The 18,507-nt window shown below is 72.3% G+C and carries 14 protein-coding genes; 4 read left to right on the top strand and 10 right to left on the bottom strand.

Annotation, left to right across the window (positions count from 1 at the left end; all coding sequences use genetic code 11):
* Positions 1-864 precede the first annotated feature (864 nt).
* Both typA and AC0VYN_RS05105 read right to left on the bottom strand, forming a co-directional pair.
* On the bottom strand, positions 865-2,781 hold the full coding sequence (gene typA, locus AC0VYN_RS05110; RefSeq protein ID WP_475534967.1) for a translational GTPase TypA: 1,917 nt from the start codon (positions 2,779-2,781) through the stop codon (positions 865-867).
* Positions 2,782-2,935: 154 nt separating this feature from the next.
* Complete coding sequence (locus AC0VYN_RS05105; RefSeq protein ID WP_475534966.1) at positions 2,936-5,200, bottom strand: ABC transporter family substrate-binding protein; 2,265 nt, start codon at positions 5,198-5,200, stop codon at positions 2,936-2,938.
* A gap of 322 nt (positions 5,201-5,522) precedes the next feature.
* Between AC0VYN_RS05105 and AC0VYN_RS05100 the strand changes: the two genes are divergently transcribed.
* Genes AC0VYN_RS05100 through AC0VYN_RS05085 form a run of 4 tightly spaced genes read left to right on the top strand, consistent with a single transcriptional unit; the run spans position 5,523 to position 9,395 of the window.
* Complete coding sequence (locus tag AC0VYN_RS05100; RefSeq protein WP_385470267.1) at positions 5,523-5,813, top strand: hypothetical protein; 291 nt, start codon at positions 5,523-5,525, stop codon at positions 5,811-5,813.
* A 20-nt stretch (positions 5,814-5,833) separates the two neighbouring features.
* Positions 5,834-6,667 carry a hypothetical protein gene (locus tag AC0VYN_RS05095; RefSeq protein ID WP_475534965.1) on the top strand — a complete coding sequence of 278 codons (834 nt, stop codon included), beginning with the start codon at positions 5,834-5,836 and terminating at the stop codon, positions 6,665-6,667.
* A 26-nt stretch (positions 6,668-6,693) separates the two neighbouring features.
* Positions 6,694-8,631: a fumarate reductase/succinate dehydrogenase flavoprotein subunit gene (locus tag AC0VYN_RS05090; protein WP_475534964.1), complete on the top strand. Its 1,938-nt coding sequence runs from the start codon at positions 6,694-6,696 to the stop codon at positions 8,629-8,631.
* On the top strand, positions 8,628-9,395 hold the full coding sequence (locus AC0VYN_RS05085; RefSeq protein ID WP_475534963.1) for a succinate dehydrogenase/fumarate reductase iron-sulfur subunit: 768 nt from the start codon (positions 8,628-8,630) through the stop codon (positions 9,393-9,395). Before AC0VYN_RS05090 ends, AC0VYN_RS05085 begins: the two co-directional genes overlap by 4 nt.
* Positions 9,396-9,410: 15 nt before the next feature.
* On the opposite strand, the gene AC0VYN_RS05080 is transcribed toward AC0VYN_RS05085, so the two are convergent.
* The 8 genes from AC0VYN_RS05080 to AC0VYN_RS05045 all read right to left on the bottom strand — a co-directional run bounded on the left by AC0VYN_RS05080 (position 9,411) and on the right by AC0VYN_RS05045 (position 18,476).
* Positions 9,411-10,598 (bottom strand): glycoside hydrolase family 18 protein, encoded by a 1,188-nt coding sequence (locus AC0VYN_RS05080; protein ID WP_475534962.1) that lies wholly within the window; start codon positions 10,596-10,598, stop codon positions 9,411-9,413.
* Positions 10,599-10,839: 241 nt separating this feature from the next.
* On the bottom strand, positions 10,840-13,500 hold the full coding sequence (locus AC0VYN_RS05075) for a SpoIIE family protein phosphatase (RefSeq protein WP_475534961.1): 2,661 nt from the start codon (positions 13,498-13,500) through the stop codon (positions 10,840-10,842).
* 269 nt (positions 13,501-13,769) lie between these two features.
* Positions 13,770-14,201: an ATP-binding protein gene (locus AC0VYN_RS05070; protein WP_385470256.1), complete on the bottom strand. Its 432-nt coding sequence runs from the start codon at positions 14,199-14,201 to the stop codon at positions 13,770-13,772.
* Between the two features lie 132 nt (positions 14,202-14,333).
* The gene (locus tag AC0VYN_RS05065; protein WP_385470254.1) at positions 14,334-14,756 is read right to left on the bottom strand and encodes a (deoxy)nucleoside triphosphate pyrophosphohydrolase; all 423 of its coding nucleotides are present in this window, start codon (positions 14,754-14,756) and stop codon (positions 14,334-14,336) included.
* A 74-nt stretch (positions 14,757-14,830) separates the two neighbouring features.
* Complete coding sequence (locus AC0VYN_RS05060; RefSeq protein ID WP_475534960.1) at positions 14,831-15,022, bottom strand: SPOR domain-containing protein; 192 nt, start codon at positions 15,020-15,022, stop codon at positions 14,831-14,833.
* Positions 15,023-15,410: 388 nt separating this feature from the next.
* Positions 15,411-16,163 (bottom strand): GntR family transcriptional regulator, encoded by a 753-nt coding sequence (locus tag AC0VYN_RS05055; RefSeq protein WP_475534959.1) that lies wholly within the window; start codon positions 16,161-16,163, stop codon positions 15,411-15,413.
* 147 nt (positions 16,164-16,310) lie between these two features.
* Positions 16,311-17,474: a DUF4190 domain-containing protein gene (locus AC0VYN_RS05050; protein ID WP_475534958.1), complete on the bottom strand. Its 1,164-nt coding sequence runs from the start codon at positions 17,472-17,474 to the stop codon at positions 16,311-16,313.
* 171 nt (positions 17,475-17,645) lie between these two features.
* Positions 17,646-18,476, bottom strand: coding sequence for an oxidoreductase (locus tag AC0VYN_RS05045; protein ID WP_475534957.1), 831 nt, complete (start codon positions 18,474-18,476; stop codon positions 17,646-17,648).
* Positions 18,477-18,507 lie beyond the last annotated feature (31 nt).

Raw genomic sequence — 18,507 nt, 5'->3', positions numbered from 1 at the left:
TCGAAGCGCGCGAGGGGAACAACGACTGGCGGGCGAACCCGCCCTTGGGGAACCCTGGCTCGCGGCCGGCGTCGACCGGCCGCGGGAACGAGCCGTCAAGGAAGTCCGCGCCACCGGATCGCCACGGCGGCGACGGCAACGGAACTGAACCCACCCACGGGACCTGCACCTGCCACCGGGGACGACGCGACCCATATGGCGCTTGTGGCACCTCGCATGGGTTCCTCCTCATGAATCCGCTGGTTCACCGCAAAGAGGAGCACACGCCAACTCCCGGCCCCGTCACCGGTGCCTGGAATCCGCCAAGTGCCCCCGCGCTCGCGAGTCTGCGCCGTCAGCGCGTGACCCGTTCATACGAGCTCTACGCGCCTAACTATCTGCCATCCGCCAGGGACCGAACCACACTCTCGAGGTCTCGGTTCGATCACAGATAGGGGCTAGATCTTCCAAAATCCGGACAAAGGGTTTGGTGAGAGATCACTGCGAAACGGACTTGTTACACATCTATCGGGAACGGGTGCCCGCATAGCGGACGCCCGTGTCAGGAAAAGAGATTGCGAGTAACGTGCCCGCCGTGCAGGGTGCCCCAGGTGTGCCCCGCGCCCGCCACGCTCCGTGTGCACGGACGTCGGCCACGGTGACACCGGTCCCCGCGCCACCGGCCCCTCCGGGCGCGTGACTTCCGGGCAGGGTAGTGCGAGCCGGCCCCCCGGACGGCATTCCCGCACGAAATCGAGGGTTTTCCCTACGCTCTCGTGATCCCCTCTCCGGAGCGGTCCCCTCTCCGGAGGATCGCACCCCGGCCACGAAAACGGCACCGGACACCCCCGGAGAGGGGTGCCCGGTGCCGTCCGGGGGGTGGGATCAGCCGTGCTTGGCGCGGCTCGCGGCGCGGGCGCGCTCACGGGCGTCCAGGTTCACCTTGCGGATGCGGACGGCCTCGGGGGTCACCTCGACGCACTCGTCGTCGCGGCAGAACTCCAGCGACTGCTCCAGCGAGAGCTTGCGCGGCGGGACGATCGCCTCGAACGAATCGGCCGAGGACGACCGCATGTTGGTGAGCTTCTTCTCCTTGGTGATGTTGACGTCCATGTCGTCGGCGCGGGAGTTCTCGCCGACGATCATGCCCTCGTACACCTCGGTGCCGGGCTCCGTGAAGAGCACGCCGCGCTCCTGGAGGTTGGTCATCGCGAACGCGGTGACCGCACCCGAGCGGTCGGCGACCAGCGAGCCGTTGTTGCGGGTCGTCAGGGTGCCGAACCAGGGCTCGTGGCCCTCGTGGATGGAGTGGGCGATGCCGGTGCCGCGGGTCTGGGTCAGGAACTCGGTACGGAAGCCGATCAGACCGCGGGAGGGCACGACGAACTCCATGCGCACCCAGCCCGAGCCGTGGTTGGACATGTTGTCCATCCGGCCCTTGCGCACGCCCATGAGCTGCGTGACCGCGCCCATGTGCTCCTCGGGCACGTCGATCGTCATGCGCTCGACGGGCTCGTAGGTCTTGCCGTCGACCTCCTTGGTGACGACCTGCGGCTTGCCGATGGTCAGCTCGAAGCCCTCGCGGCGCATCTGCTCGACCAGGATGGCCAGCGCCAGCTCACCGCGGCCCTGCACCTCCCAGGCGTCCGGACGCTCGGTGTCCAGGACGCGCAGCGAGACGTTGCCGATCAGCTCGCGGTCCAGACGGTCCTTGACCTGGCGCGCGGTGACCTTGCGGTCCTTGACGACCGCCTTGTTGTCCGCGCCCTTGCCGGTGGCGCCGCGGCCGACCAGCGGGGAGGTGTTGGTGCCGATGGTCATGGAGATCGCCGGCTCGTCCACCGTGATCAGCGGCAGCGGGACCGGGTTCTCCGGGTCGGCCAGCGTCTCGCCGATCATGATCTCCGGGATGCCCGCGACGGCGCAGATGTCACCGGGGCCGGCCTTCTCGGCGGGCTTGCGCGTGAGCGCCTCGGTCATCATCAGCTCGGAGATCCGCACGTTCTGCACGGAACCGTCGCGCTTCATCCAGGCGACGGTCTGGCCCTTCTTCAGCTCGCCCTGGTGCACGCGCAGCAGCGCGATGCGGCCGAGGAAGTTGTCGGCGTCCAGGTTGGTGACGTGGGCCTGGAGCGGGGCCTCCTCCTCGTAGGTGGGCGCCGGGATGTACTCCAGGATCGTCGAGAAGAACGGCTCCAGGCTCGTGGAGTCGCTCGGGACGGTGCCGTCCTCGGGCTTGGTGAGGGAGGCGACGCCGTCGCGGCCGCAGGCGTAGACGATCGGGAACTCGATCTGCTCCTCGTCGGCGTCCAGGTCGAGGAAGAGGTCGTACGTCTCGTTGACGACCTCGTCGATCCGGGAGTCCGGGCGGTCCGTCTTGTTGATGCAGAGGATGATCGGCAGGCGCTGCTGGAGCGCCTTGCGGAGCACGAAGCGGGTCTGCGGCAGCGGGCCCTCGGAGGCGTCCACGAGGAGGACGACGCCGTCGACCATCGACAGACCGCGCTCGACCTCGCCGCCGAAGTCGGCGTGGCCCGGGGTGTCGATGATGTTGATGGTGATGACGTCGCCGCCATCCTTCGGGTGGTACTTCACCGCCGTGTTCTTGGCCAGGATCGTGATGCCCTTCTCACGCTCCAGGTCGTTCGAGTCCATCATGCGGTCGTCGACGGAGTCGAGCTGGTGCGCGGCGAAGGCACCGGCCTGCTTGAGCATCCCGTCGACGATGGTGGTCTTGCCGTGGTCGACGTGGGCGACGATGGCGACGTTGCGGATGTTGTGACGCGTAACAGACACAGCCATGTGTGGCGTACTCCCGGAGGGTGTGAGGACGGCCCTCGCGGACGTCCGTGTCACGCGGGCCTGCCGGGCGATACATGCCACGGCCTCACCCAATGGTACGGGGCCGCGAGGGCTGGAGCTTGCCGGGCCGTGTGCGGGGGGCCTCCCCGCCCGCTCAGGACGACGGGCCCGCCGACCGCGGCGCGCCCTCGGCGCCCTTCTTCAGGAAGCCCATGTCCTCGTACACCGGGGTCCCGAAACCGAAGGCTCCCGCGTTGACGAGGTTCCTGCGGGCGGCGGTCAGCTGGGGCCGCTGGTAGAGGGGAATGGAGCCCGCCGCCGCCCAGATCCGCGAGTCCGCCTTGCGCAGCAGGTCGCGGGCCTCGCTCTCGTCCAGCGTCGCCAGGGCCTGGTCGAAGAGCTGGTCGACCTGGTCGGTGCCGACCCGGGTGTAGTTCTGCGCGACGTTCAGGGAGCCGTCGGCGGCCGGTACGGGCTTGGCGTAGATGGGGCGGGCGTCGGTGGCGGGGAAGGCGGTGGTCGGCCAGGAGTAGAGGGCCAGGTCGTACTCGCCGGAGGCGATGTGGTCCTTGAAGTAGCTCTCGTCGGAGACCTTGGTGACGTCGGTGGTGATGCCGACCTTCTTCAGCATGCCGGAGATGCGGTCGGCCACCGTGCGCAGCGCGTCGGAGCCGGGGCCGGAGGGGAGCACGAAGCGCAGGGTGAGGGCCTTGCCGTCCTTGGCCATCGGCTTCACCGCCGGACCCGCCGGGGCGGCGGTGCCCTTGGGGGCGTAGGCGCCGGGGGCGCCGCCCTGGGCGGTGTTCTTCTCGTTCCGGTGCTTCTCGCCGCTCTCCTCGTCGGTGTCGTCGTTCTTGTTGTCCTCGCCGACGATGTAGGTGCCGTCGTCGCCGCCCTCGGACTCCTCGCCCTTGTCGCCCTTGCCGTCCTTGTCGCTCTCGTCGCTCTTGTCGCTCTTCGACTTCTCGCCCTCGGCGCCGGCCGCCTTCTCCCCCTTCTCCTCCTCGTCCACGGGCCCGCCGGGCACCCACCCGGCGTCGGCGAGGAGGGCGCGGGCCTCCTTGGCGTCCTGGTCGCCGAGCGCTCCGCTGTTGTCGGCGTACACGGGCTGGCCGGACAGGGCGAGGTGGCTGCCCACGGGCTCGGCGGGCAGGCCCAGCGGGCCCAGGACCGCCCTGGCCAGTGCGCCGCGGTCCAGGGCGCGGGCGACGGCACGGCGGACGCGCTCGTCGGCGAGGGGGCCGTCGGCGCCGTTGAGGGCGAGCTGGGTGTAGGCGGGCTCCAGCGACTTGCGGAGCTCGAATCCGCGCAGGGCCTGCTGCCGGCGCTCGGACTTCTCCGCCGCCTCGCGGCGCTCCTCGCGGGCGACGGTCTCCTCGTCGGCGGCCTCCTCGTCGGAGCCGTTGGCGACGGCCCAGGAGCGCAGGTCGTCCGCGGCGGACCGCTTGCCGTCCTGGCCGGACGCCGGCGTACCGCCCGGTCCCGCGGCGGGGCTGCCGCTCGCGCCCATGACGGGGCTCCCGGTGCCCGCGTCCCGGGGTCCGGCGGCCAGCGCGACCTCACCGGCGGTGTCCGGGTCGAGCTCGGCCAGGTCCACCTCGCCGGCGGCCAGTGCGGAGACCCGCTCGTCGCGCGGGACGGCGCTCAGCACGATCTCGGAGAGCTTGGGCTGGTCGCCCCACCAGCGGGGGTTGCGGGTGAGGACGATCTCGTCGTCCTTGGTGTCGACCTTCTTGACGGCGAAGGGCCCGGCGGTGACCTTGAGCTTGCGCCGGGCTCCGTCGTTGAAGGAGTCCGGGGTGCCCATGACGTCCTTCGGGTACAGCGGGGTGAACAACGACTTCCAGTCCGCGTAGGGCCGACTGAAGGTGACCTTGACCTCCAGGTCGTCGGCACCGCGCTCGATCTTCTGGATGCGGTCGTAGCCGGCGTTGCGGGCGGTCCAGTAGGCGCTGTCCCTGCCGGACAGGGCGCGCCACTGGGCGGCGAAGTCGGCCGCGCCGATCTCCCGGCCGTCGCTCCAGACGGCCTGCTGGTCGAGCTTGTACAGGACGACCTGCTTGGGCTCGGTGTCGACGACCTTCGCGGACTCCAGGTAGTCGGCGTTGCGCACCGGGCGGCCGGTCGCGTCCGTCCGGTACATCGAGGGCAGCACGGCCTGCGCGACGCGGGCCGTGGTGGCGTCGGCGTCCGACTGGAAGGTGTTCAGGGTCTCCGGCACGGAGTCCACGGCCCAGTGCAGGGTGCCGCCGTCGGCGATCCGGGCGCGGTCCGCCCGGGCGATGTCCTGCCCGGCGAGCGGCTTCCCGGAGGGGTCCTCGGAGCTGCAGCCGGCCAGCGCGGGGAGCGTGAGCACACCCGCGGTGAGGAAGACGACCGAGCGCGTGACCGCGCGAGGTCCGACGCCGACGTGGGACATCTGTGCTACCTCCGGAAGGCCGCGGGGATGGTGATCACGTCCGTAGTGATCGCTTCTAGCGGTATATGAGGTTGATCATTTGTATCCGTGCGGTATGCGGCCACTGAAGAGGAAACGGTTCGGCTGCGCGGGGAGACACGGCGGTGGCGGTGCGCAAGCCCACCCGTGCGGCGCAACGCACCGCCTCGCGCACCCGTACGCCCCGGCCAATCGGTGCACGTCCCTTCCCAGCGGCGGGTGTGACGCGCGACACTCTCAGGCGCATGAACGTCGCCGTCCAGGGCCGGCCGGGTGCCGTGCCCAACGGAAGTGAGGTCACGTCATGTCCGTGCACGACGACCTGTCATCCCTCCAGCGCTGCCTCGACGACCTGTCCCGGTCCGTGAGCCGACTGGCACAGCAGCTCGGCGGCGACGGCCTGGAGATGCGCCGGGTCCGCACCGACGCCGACCATCTGCGGGAGAGCGTGGCGCTGCTGCGCGCGACGGCCGCCTCCCCCGTCGCGGCCGAGCGGTCCGACCTCGTCCCGATCCCGGACACGCCGTACGACGGCTCCCTGTGGACGGACTCGGACGACGAGGGCCTCGGCGCCCGCGACCGCCGCGCCCCCTGACCCCGACCCGGAGCCGACCCGTGGCCACTGGAACCGAACCACCCGGAACGGAACCCCGCCCCCGCGGCGGCGTCCACTCCCCGACGCGCGCCGCCATCGGCGCCCCGCACCTGCGCACCGACCGCTGGTGGCTGGCGCCGGCCGCGACCGCCGCGGGACTGCTCGCCTTCGTCGTCTACTCGACCTGGCGGGCCTTCGCGAACGCCGACTACTACGCGGCCCCGTACGTCTCGCCCTTCTACTCGCCCTGCCTGGCGGAGAACTGCGAGCCGATGCGGGCCGGCCCGAACTGGGGGCTCCTCGGCACCTGGTGGGGCATCTCCCCCGCGGTCATCATCCTGATCTTCCCGCTCGGCTTCCGCCTGACCTGCTACTACTACCGCAAGGCCTACTACCGGGGCTTCTGGGCGTCCCCGCCGGCCTGCGCGGTGGCCGAGCCGCACAGGAAGTACACCGGCGAGACCCGCTTCCCGCTCGTCCTGCAGAACGCCCACCGGTACTTCTTCTACGCGGCGCTCCTGGTCGCGGGCATCCTCACCTACGACACCGTGCTCGCCTTCCGCGACGAGCACTACGCCTGGGGCCACATGGGCCTGGGCACCCTGGTGTTCCTGGCGAACATCGGGCTGATCTGGGCGTACACCCTGTCCTGCCACTCGTGCCGGCACATCGTCGGCGGCAAGCTCAGGCACTTCTCCCGGCACCCGGTGCGCTACCGGATGTGGCGGCTGGTGGGGCGGCTCAACGCCCACCACATGGCCCTCGCCTGGGCGTCGCTGCTGAGCGTGGCGCTCGCCGACTTCTACGTGTACCTCGTCGCGTCCGGCGTCTTCGACGATCCGCGCTTCTTCTGATGAGTTCCGATGAGTGAGGCCTTCTGATGTCCGTGGTCGACCGGCAGGAGTGGGACGTCGTCGTGGTGGGCGCGGGCGGCGCCGGACTGCGCGCCGCGATCGAGGCCCGCGAGCGGGGCGCCCGTACGGCCGTGATCTGCAAGTCGCTGTTCGGCAAGGCGCACACCGTGATGGCCGAGGGCGGAATCGCCGCGGCCATGGGCAACGTCAACTCCGGCGACAACTGGCAGGTCCACTTCCGCGACACCATGCGCGGCGGCAAGTTCCTCAACCAGTGGCGGATGGCCGAGCTGCACGCCCAGGAGGCCCCGCAGCGGGTGTGGGAGCTGGAGACCTGGGGCGCGCTGTTCGACCGGACCCGGGACGGCCGGATCTCGCAGCGCAACTTCGGCGGCCACGAGTACCCGCGCCTCGCCCACGTCGGCGACCGCACCGGCCTGGAGCTGATCCGCACGCTCCAGCAGAAGATCGTCTCCCTCCAGCAGGAGGACTTCGCGGAGACCGGGGACTACGAGTCCCACCTGAGGGTCTTCCAGGAGTGCACGGTCACGCGGGTGCTCAAGGACGGCAACCGGGTCTCCGGGGTCTTCGGCTACGAGCGCGAGTCGGGACGCTTCCTCGTCCTGGAGGCGCCCTCGGTGGTGATCGCCACGGGCGGCATCGGCAAGTCCTTCAAGGTGACGTCGAACTCGTGGGAGTACACCGGCGACGGGCACGCCCTGGCGCTGCTCGCCGGTGCGCCGCTGCTGAACATGGAGTTCGTGCAGTTCCACCCGACGGGCATGGTCTGGCCGCCGTCGGTCAAGGGCATCCTCGTCACCGAGTCGGTGCGCGGCGACGGCGGGGTGCTCCGGAACTCGGACGGCAGGCGCTTCATGTTCGACTACGTCCCCGACGTGTTCAAGGAGAAGTACGCCGAGTCGGAGGAGGAGGGCGACCGCTGGTACGACGACCCGGACCACAACCGGCGCCCGCCCGAACTCCTCCCCCGCGACGAGGTGGCGCGGGCGATCAACGCCGAGGTGAAGGAGGGCCGGGGCTCCCCGCACGGCGGGGTCTTCCTGGACGTGTCGACCCGGATGCCGGCCGAGGTGATCAGGCGGCGGCTGCCGTCGATGTACCACCAGTTCAAGGAGCTGGCCGACGTCGACATCACGGCCGAGCCGATGGAGGTCGGGCCCACCTGCCACTACGTGATGGGCGGTGTCGCCGTCGACTCCGACACGGCCGCCGCGCGCGGGGTGCCGGGACTGTACGCGGCCGGTGAGGTGGCCGGCGGCATGCACGGCTCCAACCGGCTCGGCGGCAACTCCCTTTCCGACCTGCTGGTGTTCGGGCGCCGGGCGGGCCGGCACGCAGCCGAGTACGCGGCGGGCCAGGAGGCCGGTGCGCGGCCCCGGGTGGACGACGGCCAGGTCGACGCCGCCGCCGCGGAGGCGCTGCGGCCGTTCTCCGCCGAGACGGAGGGGCCCGACGACGGGCCGCCGGAGAACCCGTACACCCTCCACCAGGAACTCCAGCAGACGATGAACGACCTGGTCGGCATCATCCGCCGGGAGCCGGAGATGAAGCAGGCCCTGGAGAAGCTGGCCGAGCTGCGGGTACGGGCCCGCCGGGCCGGTGTCGAGGGGCACCGGCAGTTCAACCCGGGCTGGCACCTCGCCCTGGACCTGCGCAACATGCTGCTGGTCAGCGAGTGCGTGGCGCGGGCCGCGCTGGAACGCACCGAATCGCGAGGCGGGCACACCCGCGAGGACCATCCGTCGATGGACCGCCGGTGGCGTCCGGTCAACCTGCTGTGTTCCCTGGCCGACCCGACGGGCGGCCTGGCGGCGACGGACCCGGAGCGCGGCCGGATCAGCCTGGAGCGGCAGCCCACCGAGCCCGTCCGCCCCGACCTGCTGGCCCTCTTCGAGAAGGAGGAGCTGGTCAAGTACCTCGCCGAGGAGGAGTTGTCCGAATGAGCGGCTACGAGGCCGGCTTCAGGGTGTGGCGGGGCGACGCGGAGGGCGGTGGCCTCGAGGACTTCCGCGTCGAGGTGAACGAGGGCGAGGTGGTCCTGGACATCATCCACCGCATCCAGGCGACCCAAGCCCCCGATCTGGCCGTGCGCTGGAACTGCAAGGCCGGCAAGTGCGGTTCGTGCTCCGCGGAGATCAACGGGCGCCCGCGGCTGATGTGCATGACCCGCATGTCGGTCTTCGGCCCCGAGGAGACGGTCACCGTCACCCCGCTGCGGGCCTTCCCGGTCGTCCGCGACCTGGTGACGGACGTCGGCTTCAACTACACCAAGGCCCGGAAGATCCCGGCGTTCGTCCCGCCCGCCGATCTCGGGCCGGGCGAGTACCGGATGGCGCAGGAGGACGTGGACCGCTCGCAGGAGTTCCGCAAGTGCATCGAGTGCTTCCTGTGCCAGGACACATGCCACGTCGTCCGCGACCACGAGGAGAACAAGCCGGCCTTCGCCGGTCCGCGTTTCCTGATGCGCGTCGCCGAGCTGGACATGCACCCGCTGGACGCGGCCCCGGAGGCCGGCCTGGACCGCGGGCGCACGGCCCAGGACGAGCACGGCCTCGGCTACTGCAACATCACCAAGTGCTGCACGGAGGTCTGCCCCGAGGGCATCAGGATCACGGACAACGCGCTGATCCCGCTGAAGGAGCGGGCCGTGGACCGCAAGTACGACCCGCTGGTGTGGCTGGGGTCGAGGATCAGGCGCCGCTCGTAGCGGTCCGCGGCCCGCTCAGCGGACCCAGCCCTCGCGGTACGCCGTCCAGTCCTCCTCCGTCGCCGCGAAGTCGATGTACGCGGCGACACCGAAGCGGGCTCGGTCGGCATCCGTGCGGGACAGGCCCAGCCGGACGCCGCGCACGGCGGCGCTGACGGTCTCGGCGTGAGCCCAGTGGCCGAAGCGGTTCTCGTGGTAGAAGGGCAGGCCCATCAGCAGGTGGGTGGTCGGCGGCGTGACCTCCAGGGCGAGGGAGGTCTGCTGGGCGACGTAGCCGCCGTAGAGGCTCTCCAGGGGCTGCATGGTGTCGTACGACATGACGGCGATCTGGTCGACGCGGCGGGCGACCTGGCCGAAGAACTCCTGCGACCACCACTTGGGGTGCCCGGCGACCGTGCCCCAGAAGGAGTGGAAGCCGGGGAGCGGGTCGATCTGGTGGGCGGCCACCGAGAGCTGTGCGCCCTCGGCCCGGGTCACGGCGCGCAGGTCGTCCAGGAGGGACAGGTAGTTCCGGTCTCCGGAGTGGAGCGGCTCCAGGTCGAGGTGGACGCCGTCGTACCCCACGTCCAGGACCTGCCGGGCCGAGCCGACGACCGCGGCCCGGGTGGCGGGCTTCTCCAGCCGCATGCCGTCGGGGCTCTCGGTGGCGAGGACGTCGCCGAGGAAGGCCTGGACGCGGACGCCGGGCATCTCCCGGTGCACGGCGTCGGTCAGCCAGCGTGCCCTGGGGTACAGCGACTTCGGCAGGGTGCCGTCGTGCTCCATCGGGCCGGTGTGGACGTACAGGTCGCGGATGCCGGTCGTCCTCAGCCGGCGGGCGAGGGCGGTGAGGTCCGCGTCGTCCTTGCGGCCGTCGACCCAGGCGTGGCCGAGCCAGATCGCGTCGCGGTTCCGGGTGTACGTGCCGTCGGCGGGGTCGCCCATGTAGTTCACCCGCAGGGCCGTCCCGGCGGTGAGGAGCGGGACGATCAGGACGAGGAGGACGGCGAGGACCGTCCGGCGGAGGCGGCGCAGCCGCCGGCTCCTCTTCGGGTGCGCCCCCGCGCCAGCCGCGCGACCCTCGCCGCCGCCCCCGGGCGGTCCCTGCGTGCCGTCCTCACCGCCGGCGCCCGCGGGGGCGGTGGGTTCGGGGTCGGTGGATTTCGGGTCCGTGCTGCCCGGGGCCGTGCTTCCCGGGTCGGTGTGCGGCTCCGTGCGCTCCACGGCGTTCCCCTCCCTGTGGCCGTCCCCGGTCGCGGTGGCCGGATCCGGCGCATACGCTCCGAGCGTGTTGCCAGCGGGGACGACTCGAACCGGTGTTCCGGTTGCGGTCAGGGGTGTCACGTGATGATCACCGCGGACCTGGTGCCGCCCCTGGTGGCGGCCGGGGCGGCCCTGGCGCTGGCCGGATGCGCCCGGGCACGCCGCACCCGGCGCGCCCGGACCCGTACGACACCGGGGCGCGTCAGAAGAGGCTCAGCAGAGCCTCCGCCGGGTCGGTCAGCCGGGTGTCCTCGCCCGGCAGCGGCAGTTCGAACCACACCGTCTTCCCGTGCGGCGTACGGCGTGAGCCCCAGGCCGCGCTGAGCAGGCCGACCAGTTGCAGGCCGCGGCCGCCCTCGTCGGTGTCGCGGGCGCGGCGCCGGCGGGGCTGGACCAGGCCGGAGTCCCAGACCTCGCAGACCAGGGTGCGGTCGAGCAGCAGACGGAGCCTGATCTCGCCCTCGCCGTACCGCAGCGCGTTGGTGACCAGCTCGCTGACCAGCAGCTCCGCGGTGTCGACCAGGGGCTCCATGTCCCAGCTGAGGAGCTGCGCGCGGGCGTACTCTCGGGCCCGGCCCACACTGCGCGGTTCGCGCGGCAGGGTCCAGTCGCCGACGGACTCGGCGGGCAGACCCTGGACGCGGGCCATCAGCAGCGCGATGTCGTCCTCGCCGTGGTGGCTGCCCAGGGTGTTGAGGACCTGGTCGCACACGTCCTCCAGGGGACGCGTGGGGTCGGTGAGCGCGCCGACGAAGGCCTGCAGACCCTCGTCGAGGGGGTGGTCGCGGCTCTCGACCAGCCCGTCCGTGTACAGCGCGAGCAGGGCGCCCTCGGGCAGCTCGACCTCCACTTCCTCGAAAGGCTCCCCGCCGACACCGAGCGGCAGGCCCGGCGGCACGTCCAGCATCAGCGCGGACTCGCCGGGCTCCACCAGGACGGGCGGCAGATGGCCCGCGTTGGCGAAGGTGCAGCGCCGGGTCACCGAGTCGTACACGGCGTACACGCAGGTCGCCAGATAGACCTCGGACAGGTCGGCCTCGCGGGGCCGGCGGGCGGCCCGCGTCGCCTGCTGCACGCCTCCGGGGGCGCCGAGTCCGCGGGCGATCTCGTCCAGGTGGGAGAGCACCTCGGCCGGTTCGAGGTCGAGCTGCGCCAGCGTCCGTACGGCGGTGCGCAGTTCGCCCATCGCGACGGCGGCGCGCAGTCCGCGTCCCATGACGTCGCCGACGACCAGGGCGGTGCGGTGACCGGGGAGTTCGATGACGTCGAACCAGTCGCCGCCGACCTCGCTGGGCCGGCCGGTGGCCGCGTTGCCGGGCAAATAGCGGCAGGCGATGTCGAGGCCGGACGCCTCCGGGTCGCCGGGCGGGAGCAGGGAGCGCTGGAGGATCAGCGCGCGTTCGTGCTCGCGCCGGTACAGGCGGGCGTTGTCGATGCAGACGGCGGCCCGCGCGGCCAGTTCCACGGCGAGGTCGCGGTCGCGGTCCCCGAACGGCTCGCTGCCCTTGGTCCGCGCGAACTGCGCGAGTCCGACGACCGTGTCGTGGGCGACCATCGGGACGGCGAGGGTGGACTGCACGAGACCGCCGTCCTCGGCGGGCACGGCGCGCGGGCGGGCCGTGCGCAGGGCGTCCGCGCAGGGCGAGTTGAACGGGTAGTGGTGGACGGCGCCGAGCTTGACCCGCTCGCCGGCGCCGTGGAAGGGAGCGTCGGAGACGGCGCTGGAGAAGGCGACCCGGCGCAGTTCGGCGCTGCCGTCGGCGAGGCCGGGCGGGGTCTCGTCGCCGGCCAGGAGGCCCTGGTAGAGGTCGACGGTGGCCAGGTCGCAGAAGCCGGGGACGACGACGTCGAGGAGTTCGCGGGCGGTGGTCTCCAGGTCGAGCGAGTTGCCGATGCGGGCACCGGCGTCGTTGAGGAGGGCGAGGTTGCGCCGGGCGGCGGCGGCCTCGCGGGCGGCGGCGCGGCGGGCGGTGATGTCGGTGCCGAGCCAGGCGATGCCGATGGGCCGGCCCGAACCGCTGTGGACGCGGTACAGGTTGACGGACCAGTGGCGGCGCTCGTCGGAGCCGGGCACATAGCCCGTGACGTGCATGTCGGTGATGGACTCGCCGATCTCCAGCACCCGGCGCAGGGTGGCGGAGACCCGGTCGGCCTCGGCGCGCGGCAGGTAGTCGTGGACGCCCTTGCCCCGGTGGGTGTCGGGCGTGCCGCCGAAGATGGAGGCGAACCGCTGGTTGGCGCGGCGCACCCTCAGCTCGGGGTCGATCAGCAGGAACCCGAACGGCGACTGGCCGAATATGGCCTGTGAGGCGGCGAGGTCGGTCTCGATGCTGCGCAGGGTGCGGACGTCGACGACGATGCAGACGGCGGCCTTCTCGCCCTCCTCCGTGCGAGTAGGCATGACGTAGACCTCGGCGAGCCCGCGCGGCCCGCGGCGCTCCCGCCCGTCCTCCCCGGTGCCGACGGCCGGTGCCCGGAAGGGGACCACGCCGGTCCACTCCCGTCCGTCGAGGATTTCGGCCATCTTGCGCTGACCCCGTTCCCGCAGGTCGGGGTCGATGAAGGTCTCGATGGGGTCGGTGCCGACGGCGTGCTCGGCCGGGATGCCGAGCAGCTGCTCGGCGCGCAGGCTCCACTGGTCGACGAGGCCGTCGGCACCGATGGAGAAGGACGCGACCTTGATGTAGTCGTACATGGAGCCGGGAGGGCTGCTCTGCCACACGGCGTCACCGGACGGCACGTCACCGGACGGGCCGCCGCCGAATCCGGTGCCCGTCGCAGCGCCGGCGGCGCCCGCGGCGCCGTTCCTGGCATCGTCCGACGGACCCTCGGACCCCGTGGCCCTCGCTGGTATCTCGCTCACGCGAACCGTCCCCTCCAGCTCACCGCACCCGGCACCGGTCACCGGGGGCGGCTGCCCGCAGTATCCAGCACTACGGCGCCGCACGACACGGTGTTCACGATCACAGCACGGTCCCGACGCTTTTCGGTCCGGACCGTGACAACACTTCCAGTCTTCTAACCAGCGGACACGGCATCGAATCACGTACGTCGACAACTGCCACTGGCCGGAACCGGTCGGCCGGTGGGCCGGTACCGCATGTCGGGACATGTCGGCACGGCCCCCGCGCGTCATTCGGGCACCACGAGCTCGAACCAGACCGTCTTGCCGGCCCCTCCCGGGCGGGTGCCCCAGCGGCGGGCGGAGGAGGCCACCAGTTGCAGGCCCCGGCCGCTCTCGTCCTCGGGGCGGGCGGCACGTTCACGGGGCGGATCCGGGAGTGGGTCGGAGACCTCCACGAGGAGGACGCCGTCCAGGCCGTCGGGGCAGAGCACGAGGCGGACCCCTATGGGACCGGTGGCGTGCCGCAGGGCGTTGGTGACCAGCTCGCTGACCAGCAGGGCGGCGATGTCGCCGACGCTGTCGAGGCCCCAGCCGCGCAGCCGGTCGCGGACGAGGGAGCGCGCGGTCCGCACGGCACCCGGCTCCCCCGGAAAGACCCACTCGACGCAGTCGTCCTCGGTCTCGGTCACGCCGCTCACTTCCCCGGCCGGCCACCCCACCCTGTCCGGTTTCGTGGGGTTAAGTGGCCCATACCCGATATCCGCTGCCCGGTACCGTCCGAAAAGAGACCCGGGGCCCTACGGGCGCATGGAAGCACCGGCGGCGTACGGGGGCGGTCGCGTCCGCTTCCCCTACGCGCCCCGCGCGTCGCTGTCCGCCGGGGTCAGGTGCGCGAGCGCCCGTTCGACGGCCGGCACGTCCTGGTCGAGCCAGGGCACGTCCCAGATCTCGGCCGGGGTGAGCCAGCGCAGGACGTCGTGGTCCTGGAGGGGTTCGGGGGCGGCGGAGCCGGGCAGCAGGCGGGCGGTCCACACCTGGAGGACGTACGGGGGCCGGAGCGGCCACTGGCCGGGAACGCGCTCGCCGGTCCCGGCCGTCACGCCGAGCTCCTCGCGCAGTTCGCGCACGAGGGCGGCCTCGGGCGTCTCGCCCGCCTCGACCTTGCCGCCGGGCAGCTCCCAGCGTCCGGCCAGCTCGGCCGGCGCGCTGCGCCGCGCGGCGAGCAGACGCCCGCCGTCGACCAGCGCGGCGGCCACCACGATCCGTTCCGTCATGGAACGGAGCCTAGTGCCGGCACTGGTTGCCCGGCGGAGCCGGGCGGTGTGCGGTGGCGCGGTCGTGCGCCGGTTCAGCCGGCCGGGCCGGTGGTGTCCGGGCCGAGCTTCTCGACCCAGTAGAGCTGCTTGTGACCGCGCCCGTCGAGGGTGTCCGCGATCTTCTGGGCCTCGGCCCGGGTCGCGTACCTGCCCACGCGATAGCGATTGCCGTTGTCGTCCTGGCGGAAGACCAGCCAGGGAAGAGTGACCGTGCTGTCGTTCATCGCGCCCCTCCGCTTCCCACCCGCGGTCCTCGCGACGCCCCGCCCGCCGAGGAAACCGCACTCCGCATATGCCCGAGCCTACGCCTAACCTTCACGCACCGAATACGGCTTTTCACGAAGAGGTACGCAACCAGCCATAACGCAGGGGGCGCACGATACCCAACGCGCCGTCCAGGGACACCGATGCTTCCGGTCAGGGGTATGTGCGGGGTACGGAGGCGACCTGCGAGAACGACCGGAAGACCGCGGTGCGGGGCAGGGATGCGGGACGCTTCGGCGCGGCGCCGACGCGGGCGAGGGGCGCGAGAGGCGCGCGGCGGCGTGCGCCATCTCACAGCGCGGCGGGCCCGGTTGGCGGCGGACGGCCGCCGTCGACGGGCCCGCGGCCCTACTTCACGGGCAGGTGGTAGGCCACCTGGTACCGGTCGGCCGGGACGACCACGTCGGCCGTCTCGACCGCGCGGCCCGAGGCGTAGAAGGTGCGCCGGACGACCAGCACCACGTGCCCGGGGACGCCGCCGAGGGCGAGCAGCTCCTCGGCGAGGCCGGGGCGGGCGCCGACCTCCTCGGTGACGTTGTCCACGACGACGTCGATGGCGGCCATCCGCTCGACGACGCCCATGCCGCCGAGCGGGCCCTCCTCGGGCAGCATCACGGGGGTGCGCCCGGTGAGGCCGAGCGGCTCCCAGGAGGTGGAGAGCATCATCGCCTCGCCGCCCTCCCGGAAGACGTACCGCGTGCACATCACCCGGTCCCCGGGCTTGATCCCGAGCCGCTCGGCGACGGCACCGCTCGCCTCGGTCTGCTCGCTGCGGGACTCCCAGGTGCCGCGCGACCCGACATCGGCCTGCTCCTGCCGGAAGGGCGTGGCACCCCCCGTCGGCCGGTATCCGGAGCGGGCGATGCGCCGGGGCTCGGGCCGCTCGCGCACATAGGTGCCGGAGCCCGAGCGCCCCTCGACCAGTCCCTCCGCCATGAGCACCTTGCGCGCCTCCAGGGCGACGGTGTCCGAGACGCCGTACTCCTCGCGGATCCTGGCCTGGGAGGGGAGGCGGGTGTGCGGGGCCAGCAGGCCGTCGACGATCTTCTTGCGGAGATCACCCGCGACACGCAGGTACGCCGGCTGCTCACCGAATGTCACTGGCCGCTCCCATCAGCTTGTACAGACAGCAACAGCGTCGCAACCGTACGTTGTGCCAGGCAAGCGAAGGCCAGAGAATCACTCGAAGTGATGACGTGTGCCTCCGGGAGGCTTCACGCAGGCACTTTCTCCCCGCTGTGGACGCCCTCACACCTCGATACCGGAGCCGGCTCCCCCGTCGCCGCCGTCCTCGTCGTAGGCCGGCGGCGTCGTCGCCAGGCCCAGAGCCTTGCGGGCCGTGACCGTCGAGTCGGCCTCGACGAGCGCGAAGGCCTTGTCGAGGTGCTCGTAGTACGTGTCGGCGTCGGCGGCCTCGGAAGCCAGGTCCCATTCCTCCTGCGCCGCCTCCAGGTCGCGGACCAGGTCGGCGACCGGCTGCTCGGCGCCCGCGGACCAGCCGTGCCCGCGCAGCATCCGGGTCTCCCGGTCGAGCGCCGTCGACATCCGTACCGCCCAGGACCGGTAGCCCGCGAGGTCGTCCTCGACGGTCTCCGCCTCCGGGACCGCGTCCATGGCCAGGTTGAGCTGGAACTCCGCCGACAAATACGTGTGCTGGTCGGGGTCGAGCCGCGTGCCGTCGTTGCGCAGCGAGCCGGTGAGCGTTCCCTCCTCGTCCGTGTTGCCGAACAGGCAGGTGATCTCCCGGTCGCCCGCCCGCCAGCTCGGCCGGGTCGGCGTCAGGTAGTACACGTCGACGTCCGCGGGCAGGGCCCAGCGGTCCATGGCGTAGGTGTCCCGCAGCGCGTAGCACCGGTCGTCGGCGGAGCGGGCGACCTCGTCGTCACCGGGGTAGGCACCGCCGGGCAGGTCGAAGGCGGCGAACACCTCGCCGTCGTGCTCCTGGGCGCAGGGCACCACGTCGACGTCGTAGGTGACCCCCTGCAGGGACCCGCTGGGCGTGGTGAAGCACTGGCCCTCGGAGAGCGCGTACGCGGTGCCCTCGCCCCGCGCGGCGTCCCTGAAGCCGTGCCAGAAGTCGGCGGCGGCACCCGTGGAGAGCGACACCGCCCACAGGGCGAGCCCCACGGAGGACAGCACGGAACCGGCCACGGCGAACCCCTTGCCCCGCTCGCCCCGCCTCCTGATCCGGCGCAGGGCGATCAGCCCCAGCACGAGCCCGGCCGCCGGTACGAAGCAGAGCACGCCGAGCACGAACGCCGCGATGGCGACGCCGTTGACGGGCGCCTGCCGCGGGTACGGCCCGTAGGGGCCGCCCCAGACCGGCTGGGGCGGCTGCGGGGCGTACGGCCCCTGGGGGTACGGACCCGGGGAGTACGGTCCCTGGGGCCCAGGGGGCGGCGGTATGGACACGGGTGCCCTGCTCCTGATCCGTGCGGCGGCGCGAAGGCCCGCCGGGGCGGGAGCGGCCGCCCGGTACGCACGGCCGCGTGACTGAGCGCATGGTATGCGCGCGCCGGGCGGTGCGGTACGCGAGGACCGGGTACGGCGGCCCGGAGGGACGGTCCCCGGCCGGTGTGCGCCTCAGTCGTCGAAGCCCGTGGCCCGGGTGCGCTTCTCCCAGGCCGTCACGTCCGCCCGGACCTGCTCCAGGTGACCGAGGACCGCGCCGACGCCGTCGTCGCCGAGCGGCAGTCGCAGCGGGGTGTCGTCGGCCGCCAGCGCGTCGAGGACGAGGGCCGCCGCCTTGGCCGGGTCACCGGGCTGGCCGCCGTCGCCGCCGGTGACGAGCCCGCGGGTCTCGCTCACCTTGGCGTACACACCGCTGTCCGCGCTGAGCCCGGCCGCGCCGCTCGCGAACAGGCCGGTGCGGAAGGCGCCCGGCTCCACGATCAGCACCTTGATGCCGAACTCCCGCACCTCGTCGGCGAGCCCCTCGCTCATGCCCTCCAGGGCGAACTTGGTGGCGCTGTACGCCGAGAAGCCCGCGAAGGACATCTGCCCGCCCATGCTGCTCATCTGCACGATCGCGCCCGTCCGCCGTTCCCGCATGTGCGGGAGCACGGCCCGCGTCAGTGCGGCCGGCCCGAAGACGTGCACGTCGAACAGGGCACGCAGCTCGTCCTCGCGGGTCTCCTCGAAGGCGCCGACGTGCGTGCGGCCCGCGTTGTTGACCAGGACGTCGATCCGCCCGTGCCGCTCGACCACGTCCCGCACGGCTGCCCCGGCGGCGGCCGTGTCGGCGACGTCCAGGCGCAGCGCCTCCATCTGGTCGGGGTGCGCGGCCACCAGGTCGTCGAGCCCCTCGGGCCGCCGTGCCGCGCCGACGACCACATCGCCCTGGGCGAGGGCGGCCTCGGCGATCGCCCGCCCGAAGCCGCTGCTCGCACCCGTGATCAGCCACACCTTGTTCATTCCGGCTCCTCGCCATTCGTTCTCCGCAACT

The sequence above is a fragment of the Streptomyces sp. 63XJN7_1_ISO-PGPR-S23-121 genome, from assembly GCF_056173025.1.
The sequence above is the reverse complement of the archived record's forward strand: the minus strand, read 5'-3'. Positions and strand labels throughout refer to the sequence as shown.